General features: G+C 45.5%; 25 protein-coding genes. 3 read left to right on the forward strand and 22 right to left on the reverse strand.

The window, feature by feature from the left end:
• Positions 1 to 115: 115 nt before the first annotated feature.
• Complete coding sequence (locus G9G57_RS18980; protein WP_238799319.1) at positions 116 to 517, reverse strand: HEAT repeat domain-containing protein; 402 nt, start codon at positions 515 to 517, stop codon at positions 116 to 118.
• Between the two features lie 201 nt (positions 518 to 718).
• On the opposite strand from G9G57_RS18980, the gene G9G57_RS18985 reads away from it, so the two are divergent.
• Positions 719 to 1,477 carry a DUF2087 domain-containing protein gene (locus G9G57_RS18985; RefSeq protein ID WP_164965399.1) on the forward strand — a complete coding sequence of 253 codons (759 nt, stop codon included), beginning with the start codon at positions 719 to 721 and terminating at the stop codon, positions 1,475 to 1,477.
• Between the two features lie 155 nt (positions 1,478 to 1,632).
• Positions 1,633 to 1,974 carry a GIY-YIG nuclease family protein gene (locus G9G57_RS18990; protein WP_016820599.1) on the forward strand — a complete coding sequence of 114 codons (342 nt, stop codon included), beginning with the start codon at positions 1,633 to 1,635 and terminating at the stop codon, positions 1,972 to 1,974.
• A gap of 2 nt (positions 1,975 to 1,976) precedes the next feature.
• Here the strand turns inward: G9G57_RS18990 and G9G57_RS18995 are convergent, their stop codons facing one another.
• The 12 genes from G9G57_RS18995 to G9G57_RS19050 all read right to left on the reverse strand — a co-directional run bounded on the left by G9G57_RS18995 (position 1,977) and on the right by G9G57_RS19050 (position 11,010).
• Positions 1,977 to 2,537 (reverse strand): GNAT family N-acetyltransferase, encoded by a 561-nt coding sequence (locus G9G57_RS18995; RefSeq protein WP_044785861.1) that lies wholly within the window; start codon positions 2,535 to 2,537, stop codon positions 1,977 to 1,979.
• Between the two features lie 30 nt (positions 2,538 to 2,567).
• Positions 2,568 to 3,125 (reverse strand): hypothetical protein, encoded by a 558-nt coding sequence (locus G9G57_RS19000; RefSeq protein WP_016820601.1) that lies wholly within the window; start codon positions 3,123 to 3,125, stop codon positions 2,568 to 2,570.
• A 279-nt stretch (positions 3,126 to 3,404) separates the two neighbouring features.
• Positions 3,405 to 4,349, reverse strand: coding sequence for a class I SAM-dependent methyltransferase (locus G9G57_RS19005; RefSeq protein WP_044785860.1), 945 nt, complete (start codon positions 4,347 to 4,349; stop codon positions 3,405 to 3,407).
• A 111-nt stretch (positions 4,350 to 4,460) separates the two neighbouring features.
• Positions 4,461 to 5,672 (reverse strand): rhamnogalacturonan acetylesterase, encoded by a 1,212-nt coding sequence (locus tag G9G57_RS19010; RefSeq protein WP_044785890.1) that lies wholly within the window; start codon positions 5,670 to 5,672, stop codon positions 4,461 to 4,463.
• Between the two features lie 60 nt (positions 5,673 to 5,732).
• Positions 5,733 to 6,215 (reverse strand): ribosomal maturation YjgA family protein, encoded by a 483-nt coding sequence (locus G9G57_RS19015; protein WP_025364377.1) that lies wholly within the window; start codon positions 6,213 to 6,215, stop codon positions 5,733 to 5,735.
• A gap of 191 nt (positions 6,216 to 6,406) precedes the next feature.
• Positions 6,407 to 6,994, reverse strand: coding sequence for a GNAT family N-acetyltransferase (locus G9G57_RS19020; RefSeq protein ID WP_044785858.1), 588 nt, complete (start codon positions 6,992 to 6,994; stop codon positions 6,407 to 6,409).
• Positions 6,991 to 7,704 (reverse strand): HAD family hydrolase, encoded by a 714-nt coding sequence (locus G9G57_RS19025; RefSeq protein WP_044785857.1) that lies wholly within the window; start codon positions 7,702 to 7,704, stop codon positions 6,991 to 6,993. The genes G9G57_RS19020 and G9G57_RS19025 overlap by 4 nt, the downstream gene beginning before the upstream one ends.
• A 34-nt stretch (positions 7,705 to 7,738) precedes the next feature.
• A complete protein-coding gene (locus G9G57_RS19030) occupies positions 7,739 to 7,909 on the reverse strand; it encodes a hypothetical protein (RefSeq protein ID WP_164965400.1) in 171 nt (56 codons plus the stop codon).
• 55 nt (positions 7,910 to 7,964) lie between these two features.
• Positions 7,965 to 8,522, reverse strand: coding sequence for a hypothetical protein (locus tag G9G57_RS19035; RefSeq protein WP_044785856.1), 558 nt, complete (start codon positions 8,520 to 8,522; stop codon positions 7,965 to 7,967).
• Positions 8,523 to 8,580: 58 nt separating this feature from the next.
• Positions 8,581 to 8,976, reverse strand: a complete 396-nt coding sequence (locus G9G57_RS19040) for a hypothetical protein (protein WP_044785855.1) — start codon at positions 8,974 to 8,976, stop codon at positions 8,581 to 8,583.
• A gap of 146 nt (positions 8,977 to 9,122) precedes the next feature.
• Positions 9,123 to 10,208 carry a saccharopine dehydrogenase family protein gene (locus tag G9G57_RS19045; RefSeq protein ID WP_044785854.1) on the reverse strand — a complete coding sequence of 362 codons (1,086 nt, stop codon included), beginning with the start codon at positions 10,206 to 10,208 and terminating at the stop codon, positions 9,123 to 9,125.
• A complete protein-coding gene (locus G9G57_RS19050) occupies positions 10,195 to 11,010 on the reverse strand; it encodes a class I SAM-dependent methyltransferase (protein WP_164965401.1) in 816 nt (271 codons plus the stop codon). Before G9G57_RS19050 ends, G9G57_RS19045 begins: the two co-directional genes overlap by 14 nt.
• A 174-nt stretch (positions 11,011 to 11,184) precedes the next feature.
• Here G9G57_RS19050 and G9G57_RS19055 point away from each other — a divergent pair, with 174 nt between their 5' ends.
• Positions 11,185 to 12,276, forward strand: coding sequence for a LuxR C-terminal-related transcriptional regulator (locus G9G57_RS19055; protein ID WP_044785851.1), 1,092 nt, complete (start codon positions 11,185 to 11,187; stop codon positions 12,274 to 12,276).
• A 75-nt stretch (positions 12,277 to 12,351) separates the two neighbouring features.
• Here G9G57_RS19055 and G9G57_RS19060 read toward each other — a convergent pair whose 3' ends face one another.
• The 9 genes from G9G57_RS19060 to G9G57_RS19100 all read right to left on the reverse strand — a co-directional run bounded on the left by G9G57_RS19060 (position 12,352) and on the right by G9G57_RS19100 (position 20,427).
• Entirely contained in the window at positions 12,352 to 12,531 is a 180-nt protein-coding gene (locus tag G9G57_RS19060) for a hypothetical protein (RefSeq protein ID WP_013370039.1), read from the reverse strand.
• 77 nt (positions 12,532 to 12,608) lie between these two features.
• A complete protein-coding gene (locus G9G57_RS19065) occupies positions 12,609 to 13,610 on the reverse strand; it encodes a sugar kinase (RefSeq protein WP_044785850.1) in 1,002 nt (333 codons plus the stop codon).
• Complete coding sequence (locus G9G57_RS19070; protein ID WP_090887899.1) at positions 13,607 to 14,668, reverse strand: SPFH domain-containing protein; 1,062 nt, start codon at positions 14,666 to 14,668, stop codon at positions 13,607 to 13,609. The genes G9G57_RS19065 and G9G57_RS19070 overlap by 4 nt, the downstream gene beginning before the upstream one ends.
• A 232-nt stretch (positions 14,669 to 14,900) precedes the next feature.
• Positions 14,901 to 15,671, reverse strand: coding sequence for an alpha/beta hydrolase (locus G9G57_RS19075; RefSeq protein WP_164965408.1), 771 nt, complete (start codon positions 15,669 to 15,671; stop codon positions 14,901 to 14,903).
• 118 nt (positions 15,672 to 15,789) lie between these two features.
• Positions 15,790 to 16,812 (reverse strand): FecCD family ABC transporter permease, encoded by a 1,023-nt coding sequence (locus G9G57_RS19080; protein WP_164965402.1) that lies wholly within the window; start codon positions 16,810 to 16,812, stop codon positions 15,790 to 15,792.
• Positions 16,805 to 17,812: a FecCD family ABC transporter permease gene (locus G9G57_RS19085; RefSeq protein WP_016820618.1), complete on the reverse strand. Its 1,008-nt coding sequence runs from the start codon at positions 17,810 to 17,812 to the stop codon at positions 16,805 to 16,807. Before G9G57_RS19085 ends, G9G57_RS19080 begins: the two co-directional genes overlap by 8 nt.
• Before the next feature lie 10 nt (positions 17,813 to 17,822).
• On the reverse strand, positions 17,823 to 18,803 hold the full coding sequence (locus G9G57_RS19090) for an iron-hydroxamate ABC transporter substrate-binding protein (protein ID WP_164965403.1): 981 nt from the start codon (positions 18,801 to 18,803) through the stop codon (positions 17,823 to 17,825).
• 167 nt (positions 18,804 to 18,970) lie between these two features.
• Entirely contained in the window at positions 18,971 to 19,654 is a 684-nt protein-coding gene (locus G9G57_RS19095; protein ID WP_164965404.1) for an HD domain-containing protein, read from the reverse strand.
• Between the two features lie 44 nt (positions 19,655 to 19,698).
• Positions 19,699 to 20,427 carry a HEAT repeat domain-containing protein gene (locus tag G9G57_RS19100; protein ID WP_164965405.1) on the reverse strand — a complete coding sequence of 243 codons (729 nt, stop codon included), beginning with the start codon at positions 20,425 to 20,427 and terminating at the stop codon, positions 19,699 to 19,701.
• Positions 20,428 to 20,665: the final 238 nt, after the last annotated feature.

Here is a 20,665-nt window from a genome sequence, read left to right on the forward strand (position 1 = left end):
TTTTGAAGCCGATAAGGTTTAAAGTCCTCATGTAAAAAGCCCTAAAGACTCCAACAAAAAATCACGCTTATGTTTGTTTTTATGATCGGCCAGCTTTCTTCTTATCATTTGTCTATCATAGTTCCTTTTGAGCCTCAGAGATTTTATCTTGCACGGTACTTATCAATTGATAGGATTGTCTACTCGCTTCAAAGGTATCATCCAGTAAATCTACCAGCGCCATAACATGAGTAGATGCGTCAAAGAATCCTAGAGCATATAAAATTGTGCCTCTATTCCCCTTCGTCTTGGGATTTCTTAACAAGTCGAAAAGAGGCAACACCGCTTCATTGTCTCCTAGATCGGCTAACGTAACAGCGATTGCATTTCTCAGCAATATACTATCCGTCGTTACTAAATATCTCAATAATATTGGAGTGAATGTATGATCCTGCTTTTCACCCACATCCTCTATAATCCTTATCGCTTCCTTTAAATCTCCACTTTCTATGGCTTCTTCTAATCGCATTTTGTTCATAGTCCCCCGCCTTATTACAATATATAGAAACTATCCAACCTTATGCATTTCAACAATTTACATATGATAACAATCCTATATCTGTTTTGTATATAGCGAACATGTTCGAGATCCTAAAGAAATATCCACCCATTGATTTAAAATAAACAAAATGTTATATTGTCTATAAAATAATCATCATTTAATTGAGGTGTTTGCTAAATGGACCATTCCGAACTATTCTGGAATGCTGGTATTGAAGAACTGAAGCGCGGATATATTCGCCAAGGGGAGCAGGTGGTTTGCCTGCTGGACGGACAACGATATGAACAAGGCATCATATATCAGGATCAAGGGGTATTTTATGACGCGGAACGGTATATGCGTCTTCATATTGAGCGGACGTACGGATCGGTCTTTGACTATTTGATCGGTCTGGACAAAAAGCTGACTGGACTGACGGATCACCAGAATCGGTTACTTCAGTTATTTTATCAAGGCATGGGTGATACGGACATTCAAAAGGAAACCGGAATCGGCAGCGCATCCACCATACGCAATCATCGCTTTGGTCTCAAGGAAAAAGAACGACAGGCCAAAGTATTTCTCACATTAATGGAACTGTTAAAGGAGAAAGACCATCACGCTCCCGCCATGGTAGACGTACCCGTACGAGCACGGATGGTAGATGAACGCTACAACATTACGGAAGACGAGAGGCAAAAGGTACTCACGAAGTATTTTCCGAAGGGTACAGACGGGCGCCTAAAGACCTTTAAAATGCAAGAAAAGCACAAGCTGATTGTGCTGCGTGAAATTGCAGACCGTTTTGTAAAGGGACAAATATATCATGAGAAAGATATCAATGCGATTTTACAGGAAGTATATGACGATTATGTCACGGTGCGAAGATATATGATTGAATACGGTCTATTGGATCGCAAACCGGATGGCAGTGAATATTGGTTGAAGGAATCTTGAAGCTAGGCGCTTATAAAATCAGCATTTTGCATAATTCGATTCTCGACGCTCGTAGGTACAATATATAGACGAACTAAAGCGTTTCGATCTATACATTGCTGATTTGAAAACGCTCTTGGGATTTATGCAAAATGCTCAAATAGGAGGATTGGACAATGGATCGAAGAAAAGAACTAGTTCAGCAATACATGGAGATGAAGACAGAGGCAGGAATCTATTGTATTCGTAATACACGCAATGGGAAAATTTTTGTCGCTTCCACGCCGAATTTAAAGTCGCTGAATGGAAGGCGTTTTGAGCTGCAAATGGGTGGATTTAAGAACAAACCACTACAACAGGAATGGAATGAATATGGCGAAGATTCGTTTGAATTTGAAGTGCTGGACGTTTTGAAGAAAAAAGATTCGGAATTCTTTGATGTCAAAGATGCACTGGCAAAGCTGGAGCAGACCTGGCTTGATCGACTCCAGCCTTACGGAGACAAAGGATATTTATAAACTTACTGCTTTACGGGAAACTCCGTCCGAAGATAGCCAAAAACAACAGCGTCAACAAACTGACCTTTTTCATAGAAGTAATCTCTCAGGTGACCCTCTTTAGTAAAGCCACTTTTGAGCAGCAGCCGTCTGGAGCCTTCGTTATCTGGATCAATGAAGGCTTCTATACGGTGAACCTGCGGCAATTGAAAGCCATAATCCACTACCGCTCTCAACGCTTCTGTCATCAGCCCTTGTTGCCAATATTCCGGCGCCAGCTCATAGCCAATTTCAATACGAGAGTGCTCCTTCTGCCAGTTATGAAATCCAATTGTACCCACCACCCGCTCAGGAGCTTCTTTTAACGTAATTCCCCAACGAAAACCCGCTTGCTTCTCGTATCTGGTTAGCATGGAACGAATAAATTTCTCAGCTTGCTCTACCTCCGTAAAACTTTCCAAATCATAATATTTTGTAACCTCATCTCTGGAAAAATAGGCAAATACATCCCTCGCGTCTCCTAATGTAAGCTGTCTTAAACGAAGCCGATCGGTTTCCAGAATCGGAAACGTTTCCATTGTCATCATTCATCTCCTCCTTCACATTCACAGAACCTACCTTGTCAACCACCAGCCGATCCCCACCATCAATCCATTGATGAAGAATAATGCGATACATGCTCTCCACTTGTTGATTTTACTTGTTTGAAAAAAGCCGGTTACCGTACTACGGCACATAAACAATGTAAACAATAAATTCCAAATAATACGCATACCATATTTAACGTAGTATAGAGCAGGGCTTAGCTGCACACCACCTAACATTGGGGAGACATCGGGAATAAACAGAATTGCACACGCATAACGCATGGTCTCATATGTAAAATAAAATAATGCCAGCCACCAAGCCCACTTCTTACCGAACAACATACCAATACCGGCAGCCGTTCCTGCCAAGCCAAGCAACGCGATAAACCCTTGAAACATGCCTCTGCACATGCCTAATAACGTAGAAGCCTCATTTAGTGCATTGAGCGTCAATAGCTGTGTCACCAACAGCAGTGCTCCATTAAAAATTAGTAAAATAGCTGCAATGCTTACACCTAAAGGTCGTTCGAAAACCACGTTCGTTACATAATCTTCTACTTCTTTTTTCGTATACAAATCGGACACTTCTTCTACTCTCCTAACCCAATTATATACCTCCATTTTGCGGCGGGCATAATAACAGTGTGTTCTCGCCTCATTTCCATATATCGGCTTTTAGGAAAATATGGTTTAATCTTCCCTGAAAAATTCCGTTATCTATACAATAATTTATTATTCAGGACAACTATGCTATCAAATTAACGTCATGGGAATCCCGATCATTAACAGAATCCCAAATAGAGTAATATCTATCCTTATACTACCATTCTAAGAGTGAATCTGACAAATGATTGATACTAGCACTTATGAATGTATACGCGTTATTTTCGTAGCTCTGTAACCTTTAGAGGACTCGATATACTCTACTTGATACCCCATTCGGGCATCCAAAAGCTCTTCCATGAATAGGAGACATGGACTGTAAATAAAGCTGCCTCCTGGCCGAATGGCTCTAAGCAATTCCATATATTTATGAGCGTACTCATGAATATTACCGTCTGTCTTCAGATGATGATGTATAAAATGATTGGAGAATGCCATATGTGAAACGATCGTTCCCCATGTACTTTCTTCATAAGTAGTCGCTAACCAATCTCCTCGGGTGATACAACCGTCTGTTTCAGCCAGCCGATCTGTTCCGTATGCCTCAATTCCATAGGCACGTAAATAAGTAACCAACCGTGCCTCTGATCCGCAGCCAACATCTAGAACAGGCTCTTGCAAACGAGCAATGTCTAATCCTAGCAGATTCGCTTGCAACTCCGGTGTATATTCCTCACAAGGTACCCAAAAGGTATATTCATTCTCTGCATACTTAGCGAACACTTCACGTCCATTGGTACGAGTTAAAAAATCTCTCAAATGCCCATAATGCTGCTGGAGCAGTAAGTCCAGAGTTGCCCCTGCTATAGACTTCTTTTGGAATAGCTTTTCAATCCGGGTGAAGAATCGATCATACAGCTCCGTAAGCTCCCTCGCATGATCTGTGTGAAAATGTAGATACTGATTGGTATTTACAAACTGGGACAGTATTTGGGCCGCTACATCCTTCACAAAAACATGATACGTATGCTGGCGCTTCAAGCTTTGAAGCATGAGGATCAGTTCCGAGCTTCGCTGCGTCAGCCAGTACGTCATTTCCGTTGATGGTCCTAACAGAACAGAGCCCTCGCGCATATAAAATAAACTCCGATGCTGATTATGCAGGAGTTGACCGGTAATAAGATTATTAAGTTGAGCGACTGTCATAGTGCTTCCTCCTTAAAGTCCAGAACATTAAAGCCCCACCCAAGCCTAAATCATGCTGGGTTTGGGCAGGGCCAGCTTATTTTCTGAGTATATCATTATGGAGACTCGGTGCTATTGCAGATTCTCCGTCTTTACATTTGAAGATAAAGGAATATTCAAGTCACGAACCCCTTGAGCTACCAAGCGAGCTATTTGCTCCGCACCATACTCCTGAAAATGAGTATCATCCTTCACGCCATCAGGAAATGCAGGATACACACCTGGCTCCAAATGTAAAAACAGTGGAAGTGTTCCTTCCAGGCCTAGTGTATCATAGTAGGCTACACTCAATTGACTAAGATCGACCAGTGCAACACCCGTCTCTGATGCTGTTTCCTTCATCGCCTGCACATATTCCGGGAAACTGAGCCGAAACGAAGCACTTGCTGCATCATAATCGCGGCGGCCTACAGGAGTAATTAGCACAGGGACCGCACCGCGTTGGGTGGCTCCTTGGATGTACGTTTTCAAGTAAACTTTATAATCGGCAGGTGAAACATAACGCTCCTGATTATTGATCGCGGCATCATTATGCCCAAACTGTATGAACAGATAATCTCCTGGACGGATATTCCGTAAAATATCATCTAACCGCCCTTGAACCAAAAAAGTCTTCGTGCTACGTCCACCAATAGAACGGTTCACAAAAATAGTCTCATCTGTAAAAAATGGAGCAATCATTTGCCCCCAGCCCGCCTGAGGCTTCATCGAGGATTTGTAGGTTTGAACCGTAGAATCGCCCGCCAGGTATACGGAAGGATGTTCTCCAGCCGTTCGAGCTTTATTGGGAGTGATAACCAAGGCGTTAATCTTCGCTTCGTCTCCTGAAAAATACAATTCGAGTTGACCGTCGATAAGTGCAAGCTCAAATCTAGCCTCGACAAATTGTCCTGCTGCTTTGACGGTAGGTTCTACTTTAACGATGGATTCTGCTTTAACCGTGATGTCCGTGTTTCCGGCAGTATCTCCGGCAATTAGAGAAAGCGTGTAATCCGCAGGCGGTAAATTGACGACAAATGATGAGCCTTGAACACGAACAAAATCTGAGCGGATAGCGTCACTTCCACCACGGTTCTCTTCATTTACCTTGGAAAGATCGGTAAATCCATAGCCACGCTCAGGCGTGTAAGCATCCTTGGCAGTGACCTGCGTGTAGCCGTCTGCTACATCCCCAGGACCAAAATCAAAACGAAGAGGCGCCGCAAGCTGCTTTTCCGCTAATGCCTGCCCTGGAATAAGTATGGTTGCAAACAACAAGCTGAACCCTACGCATAACCCAATCATCTTACCGAACGACCTGTGATGCTTTCCCTTTTGTTTCAAGCGCAACCCTCGCTTCTCAGATTATTTGAGTGGTTTGTCATCGTCCATACGTCTATTGATCCCCACCAGCCTTTGGCAGCCTTGGTCCAGTACCCAGGATACCACAATACCAACCGTGTACCTGATCAGATCCACGGTCAGAAACCCTTTGCCAAGCACTAGGCCGCCCAGGGTGGTCGCCCGAATGTGGTTAATCCAAGGAGCCTGGTACATCTGACTGAATTCAATAGCGAAGCAAAACAGCACACTGCCCCAAAGGGCTACAGACAACTGACGGTTCACCCACAACATTCTCAGCCCAAAATAAATCATGCATGCCCACAAGGCATCCCCAAAGTGATTGGCAACGAATGCAGGTAACTGGGTGGAGAAAGCCCTGCTTCCCAAGCCCAACAAGATCATGACCAGCACGGCAACCAGATACGCAGCGCGAGCCTTCCAGTGGAACTTTTCCTTTATTTCCTGATTAATTCCCCTACTGCTGCTCTTACGAAATTTTCTCATACTAAATTACCTTTCCTAACACCGGAAAATACCTACCAAACTTCTAAAACTTCGTAAAGCATCCTCTAGGGATAGCGCTTGCAAGATTACTGAACCTTAAGCTGATGTCACATTGTATGCACACCAACTTGTCTGTATTTTTCGTCATATTATGAATCATATAAGCTCCCGCAATATCATACAATCGCTTGCTAAAATTCAATACCACGCACTTTGGCAAAAACCATATGGTGTACCATATTCCCCTCTTCATCATACTCGACATTCCTTAAAATCCCCTCTAATGTAAAACCTGCCCGTTCCGCTACCTTGGCGCTGCGCGTATTTCTGGAATCACAAAGAATCTCTAACCGGTTAGCATGTAAATGCTGTATGGCAAAATCTGTAATACCGTGCACGGCCTCTGTTATAATCCCCTTTCCGGTCCATGAGGTTCTGAGCCAATACCCAATTTCGAATCTTCGTGCATCCCAATTAATTCGGTGCAGACCGCTACTGGCTACAAATTGTCCCGAAGCCGTATCAAATACGTACAGCACCATGTCAGACCGATCCAGAAATTTAAGTCTGGCTTGGCGTGAACGGATTTCAGATTCCTCTACCGTAGGGAGATTTCTCGCAAAAGGAAGCCAAGGCCGCAGCTCATGTACACTCTCGCGTATCGCCTCATTGACCGCCGCACCATCGCCCCATTGCGGAGCGCGTATAGTCAATCGCTCCGTCTGGAATTGTTCCGGGAATGATAACAGAATGGGATTCGGTTGCTGCTCGATACTCATGATGCTCCCTCCTCCATATTCGATGGATAACTGAGACGATCCAGCCAGCCAGTGATTTCTCGTAGGCTCTGAATCTGATGATCAGGTACAATGCCTGCTTCATTCCACGTCATAAAGCCTTCCAGCCAAATGGTATGCAATCCTGCACTTTGCGCCCCACGAATATCATTTGTCGGATGATCGCCTACATAGCAGGCATGACCAGGTTCGGCAATGTCCAGCTCATGCAGTGCCAACTCGAAAATACGAGGATTAGGCTTCTCGACGTTGACTCCGCCTGATACAATAATGGAATCCACATAATCTCTCAGCATCACTCGGTCAATCTTCGCCTGCTGTGTACGGAGTGAACCGTTGGTAATCATACCAAGCTTCAAGCCCCGAGACCGCAGTTCAGACAGCACTTCCTTGGCTCCGTCCATCAGTACCGTGAATTTATGGAATTCACCATACCAAAAGCCCAACATCTCCTGTACTGTCGTATGGGGATTTTTCAGTTTCAGGTCTGCATGCAGCTCCGTATACAGCTCCCTTTTATCCCGGTAGCCGTCCTGATCTGCCAGACGTATTCGTTCAACGACCGCCGCACGGCTGGCCGGTTCTTCTGCCACAATAAATCGTTCTATAAACCGCTCCGTATATGCAGCAAATGCCTGTTTGCGATGAATCAGTGTATTATCCAGATCAAAAATAATGGCTTCTATAGACATAACGAGCTCCTTTCTGTCCGTAAATTTATAACGATCAGCTTGAGACGAATTGAAGAACTCCGATCACAAGAAGCAAGAAAAAAATAGACAAGAAAATGATGATCATGTACTTTAAGATTTTGCTGAAAGTCGACTTTTGTTCCAGTTTGGTCTCGATCTGGGTCAACCTTTCTTTGATTTCTTCCAAATCCTGCTCCAACTTCACCTTAGTCTCTCCTTCCTTTATCTCGACTTATTTAATTTCCTAACGATTCGGCGATTCAGCTACATAAATCACTCCAAAAGCGAACTGTTTTTACCGCCTCAAAATTAATCTGTTCGTAAGTCTTCTCCCCAAATTCCAGCTTGAAATACTCCTGCAAACTTTCTCCATACACGATAATATCCGTTTGATACACTGAAAATACCGGATTTCCTTCTTCACATGGCTGCTCTGGGATATATCGGTGACCATAGACGGGGATCAGCTTGGGCACACGCAAAAACTCACGTTTACATGTATCAACGGCTTCCTCCAAATCTGTTGGTCTTTCTCCCCATTCGGAAGGCCAGAACATATTCTGTTCTACATCAAAAATCATACCTTCAAGCGGCCAATTCAGCCTTTGCCGAATGACACCCATCCGCTGTGGTGACGTATCTCTCCATGGGATGAAGCTTTTACCGACTGGAAGAACGTTCATCAGCAGCTCTCTTAAGTCGGGCGGAAAGTGAATATCATACCTGTCTTCGACTTCAGTAATCTCCTGGGTGGATAAGCCTGGAGTTAAGGTTACATCGTCTTTACGTAATAGATCGATAATATAAGCGACATCCATCTTAGATTGAACACCTCCATCGTTGTCTAGTTGTACCTTCTGATTGATTTTTTAGCAGTTAGTTGAGTGGATTGGACAAGAGGCCCACCAGACTTGTAACTTCAAGTTCACCAACACGGCGCGGACCTTCCATAAAATATCCCCTGGTTCCTACATGTATCCGGTGTTGGTGTACCTTTTCCCTCATTTCTCCAAACAAAATCCACATTCTTGCCTGACCTTCCCGATGAACCGGTCGCTCCATATCTACAATCAATCGGCCCTCTTCATCTTCAAACTCAGGATGTATCGCATAAATTCCTGTTGTTGTAATATCGTCGCCCTCATAGGCAAAATCGCAGCGATAACCCTGAACAGGCAGTTGTTTCCTGCCTCCTTCTTCCAGCGTGTAAAATCGATATTTTACTAGAAAATCGTGCGGATGCTGTCTACTATTTTCATAGGGATTCCACATTTATATCATCCCCTCTGCTCTTTCCCAAAAATATGTACTTCCTTCTAGTGTAATCCAATAGGAAAAGAAATCCAAGACCTATCCGCAAGGCGCTGCTGAATAAGCTTGGATGATATGAGAGTCTTTTTTTTCAGAATATATGACTTTTATACTTGCTGTCCGTTCACCTGAATATCTAGGTCCACCTGCTGTCCCAGCCAAGCCCGCATGTGATCCCACGAAAAAACCTGCTCCATGTGAAAAACACCATATGGAAGTTCTGAGCGATACAGAGCAAGCGCTGCAAAGACGGCGGCTTTAGCAGTTAAATCAGACTGATGATGTCCCCTTAGCCTGCATTCGACCCTCGTCTCCTTGCCATTAAGAGTTCCTTGGGCGTCTACCTTGACCGCTACAGCATTTCCTCCAAAATGCACCTTGCCAAAGCTGCGAACTACTGCCTCACGAACCGTTGGCTGTCGGAGCAGACCTGATATTCCTATTGTCCGAAGCCCTGCCAGAAGCCGGGTGGTCAATCGCGAATCGAAGCACAGGCGTGTGCTGACCGTAGGAACATCAAGTGTACGTGGAAGTGTCTGTTGATCCGAAAAAGGAAACCGATACGCCCGATGACGACCCACTCCTGCACCAAAGTCTGCCACTATGCCGTCGGTAAAGCTTCTTCGAGTCACTAGGCGTCCCTGTTCTATCACCTCCAAGTCGGTATGAATCTGATCTACAGTCCACTCAATCGCAGCCTGACCGTGTCGATCACCCAAGCCCAGCATCAATGATATGTTCAGTTCATCCGTTTGATCCATGAGCTGTGTCGCTTGCAATGCCAATAGATTAGTTAGCCCTGGAGCTAATCCTACACTTAGCAGCGCAGTGGCCTGATAAGCTCGGGCCTCCTGATGACACTGCTCCACCTGACTCAAAAAGGCCGCATTCGCAGTAATATCCATGTAATGCACCCCATGCTGAAGACAGGTGCGTACCAAGGCTGTATTGTCCTGATCCAGACACATAATAACCATTTTGGCTTGCTTTAATATCGACGGGTCCAGCGGTTCATGAATATTAAGCTGCAAGGGTCGTATCTTGCCATTCGATTGTTGGCTGAATGCAGTGGCACGTTCCAGACTGCGGCCTGCGGCAAATACCTTGCCGGGGAACATTTCACTTAACTCTGTACATACAATTTTTCCAACATGGCCATACCCGCCAATAATGATGATGTTATCCTTTGTCATAAGCCGTCTCTCCCTCTTTAACCGCAAACCAAGCATTCACTAAAAAAGCACTATAATACCGAGTGATGTGGGTAAAGCCTGCATCTATCAACAGTTCCTGAATTGCTGCATTGGACACCGGGTTTGACTCACGGCCGATGGAAGCAGCGAATCGCTCCCAATCCTCCAGTGAAATGCCCTGACTCAGCATATGACCTTTCCATGCCTGCATTTGGATGGAAAAAGAAGGCTCCTGCGGATTCCCATTAATAGAAGCTAGGCAAAAAGGTGCACCCGGCTTGAGTCGACCGGATATCTGGCGCAGCAATGCCTGTTTATTTTCCAAGCTCTGAAGAAAATGAAGCACCAGCAGGCAGGTAGCAGCGTCATAGACCGGTTCTCTGCATGATTCTTCGTTGCGCTTTTCGTACTGTTCTTTAGGTGATTTTCCAGACAACTCTTCCAACGTACCTGTAACAAATGATATTTTTGAACCGCTGCCCGCTTGTGTCACACGTTGACGTGCCAAATCCAGCATGTGCGCAGAGGGATCAACTGCCGTAAAGGACCATGCCTCATGCCGCCCTCCGAGCGTAATCAGTTCCTGACCGCCCCCGGCTCCGACAATCAGCACATTCGGATCAATATTTTTGTTATGAGCCTGCGCTTCAAGCTGTGCGGTTATCAAACAATCTGTCATCTCATACAGATGGGTATATCCAGGTATTTTTAAAGCAATCGTATCCGCATATTTATGTACATTCGGATGATTCCAGCTCATAGGTTGATTTGAGTCGGTATTTCCAATATGGGGTTGTTTCATATGTGCTCTCCTCCAAACATTTAGCCTTGAACTTCAACGACCATTCATTTATTGTAGATTTAATTAAGAATCATTCTCAATTATAAAGACAATACGAATATCCACCATCCCATAAATATGGGATTTAGGAAGAGGCACTTTAAGAATCTCCAGCTTTCACGATAGGAGTAAACGATGAACGCACATTATACTCAATTTGCACAGCTTAAGAATGATCAACAACCAATCATGGAAATGGGAAATAAATCACCCTCATCTCCTACATACAAGCACACGCTAATCGACCGCTTGCGTACTCAGATTTCTTTTGATGCGGCATGCTGTACCTCAGTAGATCCGCGAACGCTGCTTTCCACGGGTGCATTTACGGAGTCGGGTGTAGAGGACATTCATAGCAAACTGCTAGAATACGAGTATCTGCACGATGATATCATGAAATACGATCAATTGGTGCGAGAAGGACAGCCTATCGCGACGCTTCATGGATCTACACAAGGCCAGCCGGATCGCAGCACACGTTTTAGGAATGTTTTGCAGCCCGCTGGATTCGGCGATGAGCTGCGTATTCCATTTATGTACAAAGGAAGCTGCTGGGGATTTCTTACGTTGTTCCGCCACTATGGAAAGCCTGTATTCAGCGCGGAAGAGCAACAACTGCTTGAAGCGTTAGCGCCATCCATAGCCTACCATCTGCGTCAAACCAGTGTCGGTGTATCTCCAGCCCCCACTATGGCTATGGAACATGAACTTGAGCCAGGTGTTCTGACGCTTTCCGCTCAACTAGAACCCCTCTCGTCCAATATAGTAGCAGAACAGTGGCTAAAGCTGCTTCGGCAGCAGGAGGGAATCCATGAGGACGAGTTGCCGGCCTCTGTTCGAGCGGTAAGCTTGCGAGCGCTATCCACTTCTACTGCACCAGCCAGACTATGTATCCCTTCCGCAGACGCTGGAACTCCTTGGGTCACCGTCAGAGCTACTCTCCTGCAAAGCGGACGTGAGCATACGGGCGAGAAGCAGCTGGCTGTATGGTTTGAGCCTGCTAAAGCAACCGACATGTTGCCGCTCATGGCTGAGATCTACTCATGGACTGAACGAGAGAGACAGCTTGTCCGGCTCATTGTCCAAGGCTTTTCTACCAAGGAACTGGCAAGTGCACTTCATATTACGGCCTACACGGTGCAGGATCATCTGAAAGCCATTTTCTTGAAAACAGAGGTAAGCAGCCGTCGTGAGCTAGTATGGAAGGTATATTCCAGATTCAATTAATTATGTAAAAAAGACAGATGACCCGGTTAAGGATCATCTGTCTTTGCATTACTGCTCTATTGAGACGCAAGAGTCTTATTTCTGCGAAGAGGATTTCGTATCATCGTATGATACTGGTGAGGGCTTCGCAATCCATTCATCAGCCTCAGGCTCGATATCCACGCCATTGTCCAGCTTCGTTTTCTCCATCAAGGAATCTCCGTCCTCGTTCTTCTTGTTGCGGATTTTCGCTTCGTCTTGAGTGTGGTCGCTCATGTTGATTCCTCCTTTTTTAATTTCATCTGATGGTTGTACCTTATTCATAATTACCCATTGCCGTCCTGTACAAACCTCTACACCACCAGATGCCCTTTTTTCTCCGCCGGTCCAATGGTCGCCTCAATGCCAGCATTAAACTCCAGAAAGTCGCTCTCTACTCCATCACTAAAAATAACTCCATTCTCCGGCATCTGCGAAGCAATTCGCAGTGGTCTTTCAACGGCCACCTGCCCAAACACCAGCTCCGCAGCAGTCGTCCGACTGGGGAATGGTTCTCTCACTGTAAAATAAAGCGAGGGCGAGCTCCAGGTAGCACGATGATCATGCCCCATTCCTTCTACTGTCCCTTCCTGGCTGAAAGCTGCATCTGACATCAGGTGATCTGGAGTCAGCGAGACCGGATGCCGTGTAGCACTGCCGACAATCCCGGCCGCTCCAGCCAGCACACTGGTCAGCCAGCCTGTTGCCCCCAATCCGGTGGAAACAATAATACCGCTGGACGATTGCTGCTCTACCTGATCCTCCAATCTCAGCTCATATCTCGCAGAAACATGAGTTTTGCGCCCGATGAACAAATCGTTCACAGCATATATGAATTGGCCATCATTTAGTTGGGCCTTAGCCAGCGTAACCTCCTTAATCGGCCGTCTGTGCACGAACACATCCGGCACCACCCAGCGCAGATCAGATACAGTAAACGGCAGCAATACCCCATCCCAGCGCAATGGATCTGGATTTACGCCGATTAGCGGCTGCTCGGTCAAATATTTTAACGTGTTGGCTACCAACCCATCCTGACCCAGTACCACCACCGTATCCTGCTCACCAAAAATAAAGTTCGGCACATGTTCCCGCTCCACAATCTGGACACGCCCCAAGGCCGATAACTCGGACGTCGCCGTTGCCACCGCCCTGCGGTAATTTTCATCCTCCAGCACATAATCACTAAAATCCGCACCCAGCCGTTCCATAAAGAAGCGAGCCTGCTGCACCGTATTGTAACGAACAATCAGTTCCTCCAGTCGCGTTTTACGCTTCACCAAAATAATCTTCTGCTCAGTCATTCGGCTGCTCATCGTGATCTTCCTCCAGACCCTCTCGATCCTGCTGATCCACTTGTTCCCGTATCTGACATGAGACCTTGCAGCAGGTCCGGTGTAATATTCAACTGACCAATTTTCCCTGCATTTTCTGCTAGCTCCTGAAAGGCGATCGCAATCAGCTTATCCGGGCTCATATCCATGTTGGCCATAGCTTGAAGTACGTTAGGCTCGACATCTTGCAACGATTTCATCACCGCTGTCAGCTCATAGGCCTTGGCATCAGCTTCCGCCTTTTTATTCGTTACGGTCAGCTCAATCAGTTCGCGCTTTTTCTCTTCCAAAGCCGTGTCAAACCGTAGCTGCTCCTCCTTCATCTCACTTTGCTTTTGCTTTACGGAACGCTCGGCATCCAGTTGGGTTTCGCGAATCTGTCTCTTTTTCGTCTCCACCGCAATTTCCGTATTCAGCTCATTTTCCTTCACACGCCGCTCCTGCTCTATGGATGCGTTACGACGCTCGTACAAAGCGTGATCCGCACTGCGAAGAATTTCCTCTCTCGCCTGCGCCTCCAGTGCTCTCATCGTCTCCTTATTTGGTAAAATCGCCAAAATGGACAGCCCCATGACCTCAATGCCCAGTTTCTCCATTTCTGTATGCTGAGCAATATCCTTCGTCATATTTTGAGCCAGACGTTCACTGGACTGAACCGCTTCTTTGAGTGGGACACGTTCCAAATACTTTTTGGTAAGCACCTTGGCGATGTTAATCACCCGTTGAGCCAGCTTGCTTGGATCGTCCGAAATGTAGCGACGTTCCTTCAAATCATACGTGTAGTTTAAAATCTGCGTCGTTCTGCGGTAATCCACAATCCGATAAGTCAGTTGCCCCTGCACGGTCACCGCCTGGAAATCATTTGTCATATCTTCAAACATAAACGGTACATCAATGGAAGAGACAGGCACGACAACGACCGAGGTGGTCGGCGCGTAGTAATAAAAAGATAACCCAACACCCTCTCGAACCACCTTCCCGTTCTTCACCTTCATGACATACTCACTGGGCTGAAATTTAACAAAATTAAATCCAAACATCAGCGCTTCCTCGCTTTCTTTACAGTATTTATTTTTTTGTTATTTCTATATTGTTATTATCAATTTGTTATTAACAATAAAATAACACAAACAATCTATAATATCAATATGACATTTATAAAAAATTAAAGGCTGTTTCCTCTCCGATACGCTCGGTTAAAGGAAACAGCCTCAGATTTCTTGCATTTTATTTTATAAGTACACTTTTAAAAATTTATACCTAACTGCATATTTACATAGAATCAGCAGCAAAACGAACCGCTCTGCTAACTAAAACAGGCAGCACGGATATATGACCTTCATCTGTAAATTCTCGGTACTCTACGTGTAGTCCTAGATCGTCCCTAGTCGTTAAACGCGTAGCTAAGTCCCTGGCCTTTTCCTGCATGCCACTAAAATGTCCGGCCTCTAACTCCCCTACAGCAATCAACAGCTTTTTATTCCAATGCTTCTGAGCTATAGAAGCTACAAACTGTTTCTCTTCATCCATAATAACTTGTCCGCCCCAGTGTATAGACGGACTTCCCGCCACATACACCTGAAAAGAGTTTGGTCTTGTAAACAGGGTATGTAATACGAACAGTCCTCCAAGCGAATGCCCGAAGATCGTCTGTCGGTTGCGGTCGATAAGAAAATCACGCTCGATCATTGGCTTAAGCTCATCTTCAATAAATGACAAGAAATGCTCGGCGCCCCCGCTTTCTTTGCAGGCATCTTCATTTGGCTTTACCGGAAGCTCCACAGCCGCCCCAGGCAGTGTAAGATCGTAATATCGTGAAGGATGAAAGGGAGCCTCTGTTGGATAGCCTATTCCTACAATGATAGCTGGAACAACCCCCGTTTTGTCAGGTCGTCTCCCCTGAACGCGCACCGCTTCCACCATGGTTCCAAAAACAGAATTGGCATCCAGCACATAAATAACGGGATAGCCAGATACAGGAGGTTCCTCGGCAGGAATGGCAATATAAATATGATACTCACAGTTTTCAGCCTGCGAGTACATTACTCGATGCTGACTGCGAGGAACATACACAGCTCCATGTGCATCGCTGGAATGATAATCTTGCGTAAATACGTTTTTAATGAGAATTACCTCCTATAGAACCTTAATTCCAATGAAATCAGGCCGTTTTTTTCATAAGCAAGACTACAAAATAAGGGACCCCGATCACCGCAATAATCAGTCCAACGGGAATTTCCGCAGGCGCAACCACCGTTTTGGCAACAAAATCAGACAACAGCACCAGTACCATACCGACCATACCGCATACGGGAATCACAAAACGATGATGAAGGCCAACAAGCCTTCTGGCGATATGAGGAGACAATAATCCTACAAAGCCTATTCCTCCAGAAACAGACACACAGGCACTCACCAGTCCAATGCTGGACAGCAGGAGAATAGACTTTTCCTTTTCGGTCGCAACGCCGAGACTTTTAGCTGTATGTTCATGTAATTGAAATAGATCCAGCACATACGATTTCAACCAAATAACAGGAATTAATATGACAAGCCATAGAATTACGGCAGCAACCAGCTTCCAATCAGCACTCCAAATACTGCCCGACATCCATACTGTCGCCATCTCGAAATCCGAGGCTTTCATTTTCAGCGACAGATATAAGCTTAAGGAACCGAAGCCAGAGCCAATCGCGATACCTACAAGTAGCAGTCGCTGCGAATCCAGACGTCCTGCTTTCCAAGCAAATGAATAGATCAGCAGCGCAGCCAACAAACCTCCAATCAAGCCAAAAAAGGGCATAGCCAACGCCGCAGTCCAGCCTGTCGTCTCCATCTGTCCCTGGTAAAAGAACATAAATATGACGATTGCTGCCCCTGCCCCTGCGTTAATGCCTAAAATGCCGGGATCGGCTAAACCATTCCGTGTAACTCCCTGTACCGCCGCCCCAGCTATCCCCAGACCTAAGCCGATCAAGGCCGCAATCACAATACGCGGTAGCCGAAAATCAAAAATCACCAAATCCAGCTGCGGAGTAGGGTGGATACGGAACAATGTCTGAATTACTTCCTGAAGGGTCATGTCGAACTCTCCATGGGTCAGACTAACATAGGAGGCTGCTAAAATAAGTGCAGCCCCACCTGAAAGTACGAACCACAGCCGTTTCACACTGATTTTACGCATGCTCTCCCCCTCCTTTTCTACGTATTAAGTACAGAAAGAAAGGGATGCCAATGACCGAGGTAACCACTCCAATAGGCGTTTCAAACGGATAATTAAGAAAACGGCTCAACACATCAGACATGCCCAAAAAAACACCACCGATCAAACCAGAGCATGGAATGACCCAACGGTAATCTACTCCGATTAAATATCGGGTAATGTGCGGAATCAACAAGCCAACAAAAGCAATTTTCCCTGCCAGCGCAACAGAAACACCTGTCAGCAATGCTACACAGAGCATCGCCCCCAACTTGACTGGTAATGCCCGCTGTCCCAGACCTGTGGCCACGTCGTCGCCCAAAGACAGTAGTGTTATTGGCTTGGCCAGCAGCATTGCTCCTACAATTGCCACAAGAGCAAAGGGAATTGCCAATTGAATCATCCCGGGGTCCATTTGGTGCAGACGAGCGTTAAACCAGAAGCTTACATTTTGCGATACATTAAAATAAATGGAGAGAACGGCCGACAGGCTGCTTAAAAACGTGCCAATGATCGTTCCCAAAATGGCCATACGAACCGGGGCAAGACCGCCGGGAATCATCCAGGCTAAACCGAATACAATAGCCACCCCCAGAGCCGATCCCACAAAAGAACTTCCAATCAGGCCCATCGAAGTGGAGTTCGGTGCAAGGATCATCATTAAGGTGATCACAAACGCCGCCCCATCCGACACCCCCATAATTGAGGGTGAAGCCAAGAAATTCCGTGTCATTCCTTGCATAATGGCTCCTGAAATCGCGAGAAAAGCACCGATTAATATAGAGCCGACCGCTCTAGGCAGACGCGAGTTTAAAACGACCTGATGGTCCACGTTTCCAGCATCAAAATGGAAAAAGGTAGCAGTTACCGTCTCCCATTCTATCGTCTTGGCTCCGTACATCACAGACAGCAGTAATGTTAGTACGATAAACAAGGGAGAGACGAAGATTACAAGGTAAGGAGAGATCAACTTTTTTCCCATGTTCCTACCTTTACTGCGAAAGTCGGTTCATAACCGCTTCCAAAAAGGCAAGTTTGCTCCATGAAGTACCACCTTGAGCATTGGGATCTACAATGTTGACGAAGGTTTTCCCATTCTTGACGGCATTGATACTGCTCCAAATCGGATTCTTCTCCAAATCTGCCAATGCCTGCGGCTGGTCCTTGTTCTCTCCTTCGGAGAATTGCACGAACAGATAATCGGGGTTCATATCAGCCAATTTCTCCAGAGAAACCGCCTCTTGTGCTTTAACTGTATTTAACTCTTCCGGTACCTTAGCTCCTAGATCAGCATACAGCGAAGGATTAAAATATACATCCGCAGGGTATACATACAGATTGCCTGTACGAATCCGTACCATGAGTACCTTTTTATTTCCCCATATTGGTTTGAGCTTCTGTTGGGCCGCCTCCGCATCTTGCTTGTACTTGTCGAGGATCTCCTTCGCCTTCGCCTCTTTGCCTGTAAGCTGTCCCAACATTAATAGATTCGCTTCCCAGTTCGTTGAAATATGGGATACTGGAACCAATGGAGCGACCTTCCCTAGCTGTTCTGCCACCGCAGGCCGAAATTTAGAACTCCCAAGAATCACATCTGCCTTCAGTTTCAGGATCGTTTCAGCGCTAGGCTGCATTCGGTCACCAACGTCTGCGGCTCCTTCCATCGCTTTTTCCATGAACTCAGGAAATTTTCCGCCCGAAGTAACCGCCCCAGTTGGTTTCACTCCCAGGACAGCTGCATCTTCCATCGCTTCCAGACTAGCTATAATAATATGATCCGTCTTGGCCAGCTTATAAGTCTTATCTAGATATGTAATCGTCTTGGCACTTCCTACGTCAGAAACAGACGTTTGTGTCGATGCATTGGTATTCTTTTGAGCTGAGCTATCCACCTCCTGCACCTTTCCACCACATGCCGTCAACAGCAAACTTGCCGATAATAAGGTACACATCCATACTGCAAACTTCTTCATAAACTGAAAGACTCCCCTCTACCTACTTGAATTTACAGATAATAATTATCATTATCATTGATAACTATTATCAATAGTAGGAGAGAAATCGGCGTATTGCAATATTTTTTCTAATATTTATTAAAAAGAGAGCTAGCTTCCCCTGGAATCATTGCAATTAGGAAGCATCAGCCTCCCCTGTTTTGTTGGATATCATTCACATTCCATTCTTTATAAAACTGCTCCAAATACATTTCCATCCATTGATGCCGAACCTCCGCCAGTTCTCGGGCATAAGGGGTATTCATTAAATCCTTAAGCTTGAGCAGCTTTTCGTAAAAATGATATATGGCACTTTTACCTGCGGCGCGATAATCATATTGTGAATAGTCTTGATCCGGATCGTGCATGATACTGCCTTTTGAGCCTGCATACATAAAGGTTCTTGCAATCCCAATCGCTCCCAGAGCATCCAACCGATCTGCATCCTGCACAACCTGACCTTCCAGCGTTTCCATAGGCGGATTTTGTCCACCATTGTAGGACATTGTAGCAATAATGCTCATCACGTGTGTGATCACATCCGCATCGTTTACATGCAGATGCAGCCACTGATCAACTTTATCCAGCCCCGCTTGTTTGGATTCATTTAATTTTTCATCCGCTACATCATGCAGCAGTGCTGACAGCTCGCACACGAACGGATCTGCACCTTCTTTTGCAGCAATTTCAACAGACAGCTTCCTCACCCGGTCAATATGCCACCAATCATGACCACTGTGGTCATGCTCCAACTGCTGCTGTACATACGGCTCTGCCTTTTGAATAATATCTTCCATCATCGCTTCCTGCTGCTCTGTTCGTCTCTTCATAAGTCACCTTTCCATCCCGTCCATATTTGCTATGTGAGGTTGGTTTATTTTTTTATATGATTGTCCATTTGCTTAGCGCGAATCATCGAGAGCGCCTTACGGGCTGCCAGCTTCCCATTCGGGCTTCCATGCTTCACTACTTCTTTTAACAATTCGGTCGCGGGTCCATACCCATGATATCCCAATAGAATACATGCACGTTCCTGTACATACATATCTTCATCATCCACATAAGGAAGCAATGAATCCGCCTCACTAACAGGTGTAATCGCCATTAAGCTGTAAAGAAGCTGGCACCTCACATCATCCTCCATTGATGAATCCTTTTCCAGTATAGCCTGCATTTCATGCATACAGCGAATATCTTCTGCTAGTTGTTCGGTGCTTATGTCGTTGTCAGACGGGTAATCCTTACGCAGCTGTTCCCAATCCAGCTCTGGGTTTTGCTCCAACTCTGCAATCAGCGAAGCTGTACTTCGGTACATCGGTGACAAATCTGTTTCCTGGTGATTGATGTAACATAATTTATATGCTAGTGGTCCCTCTACATATAGACCTACATAATTAGAATGATCATCGGTCCATAGCGGGACGATATGTTTGAACACCTTGATCTGCGTCATCCACTCGATACTCTCGGAAAGCTCCTGTTCACTTAGCAATCGTAGCTGAACCTGCCGCCCTTCCTGCTTCTTGCTATGGATTAGTAAAGCTTCCAGCGTATCGTCAGGTAGATCAATCGCTTGGCGTTCAAGCACCTCTTGTAAGCTCATTTTTCCACACTCCTAATCTTTTCTACTCCAAATCTATTATCTAATCCCTGAAAAGGACAGGCTATCTCCATTTTATTCTATATGTGTATGGTATCCAACCTTAGGTCGACAAGTCCGTAACTATGAAAAAAAAGAACCCCCTTAACCACATCAGCTGTAGTGGGACTGACCCCATAACGTGAGACAAATCAAAACACTTTCGAGAGAATCAAGCCATGTCGTAAGATATGGAGATAAC

Source organism: Paenibacillus sp. EKM211P (genome assembly GCF_011066175.1).
Lineage (GTDB): Bacteria > Bacillota > Bacilli > Paenibacillales > Paenibacillaceae > Paenibacillus > Paenibacillus polymyxa.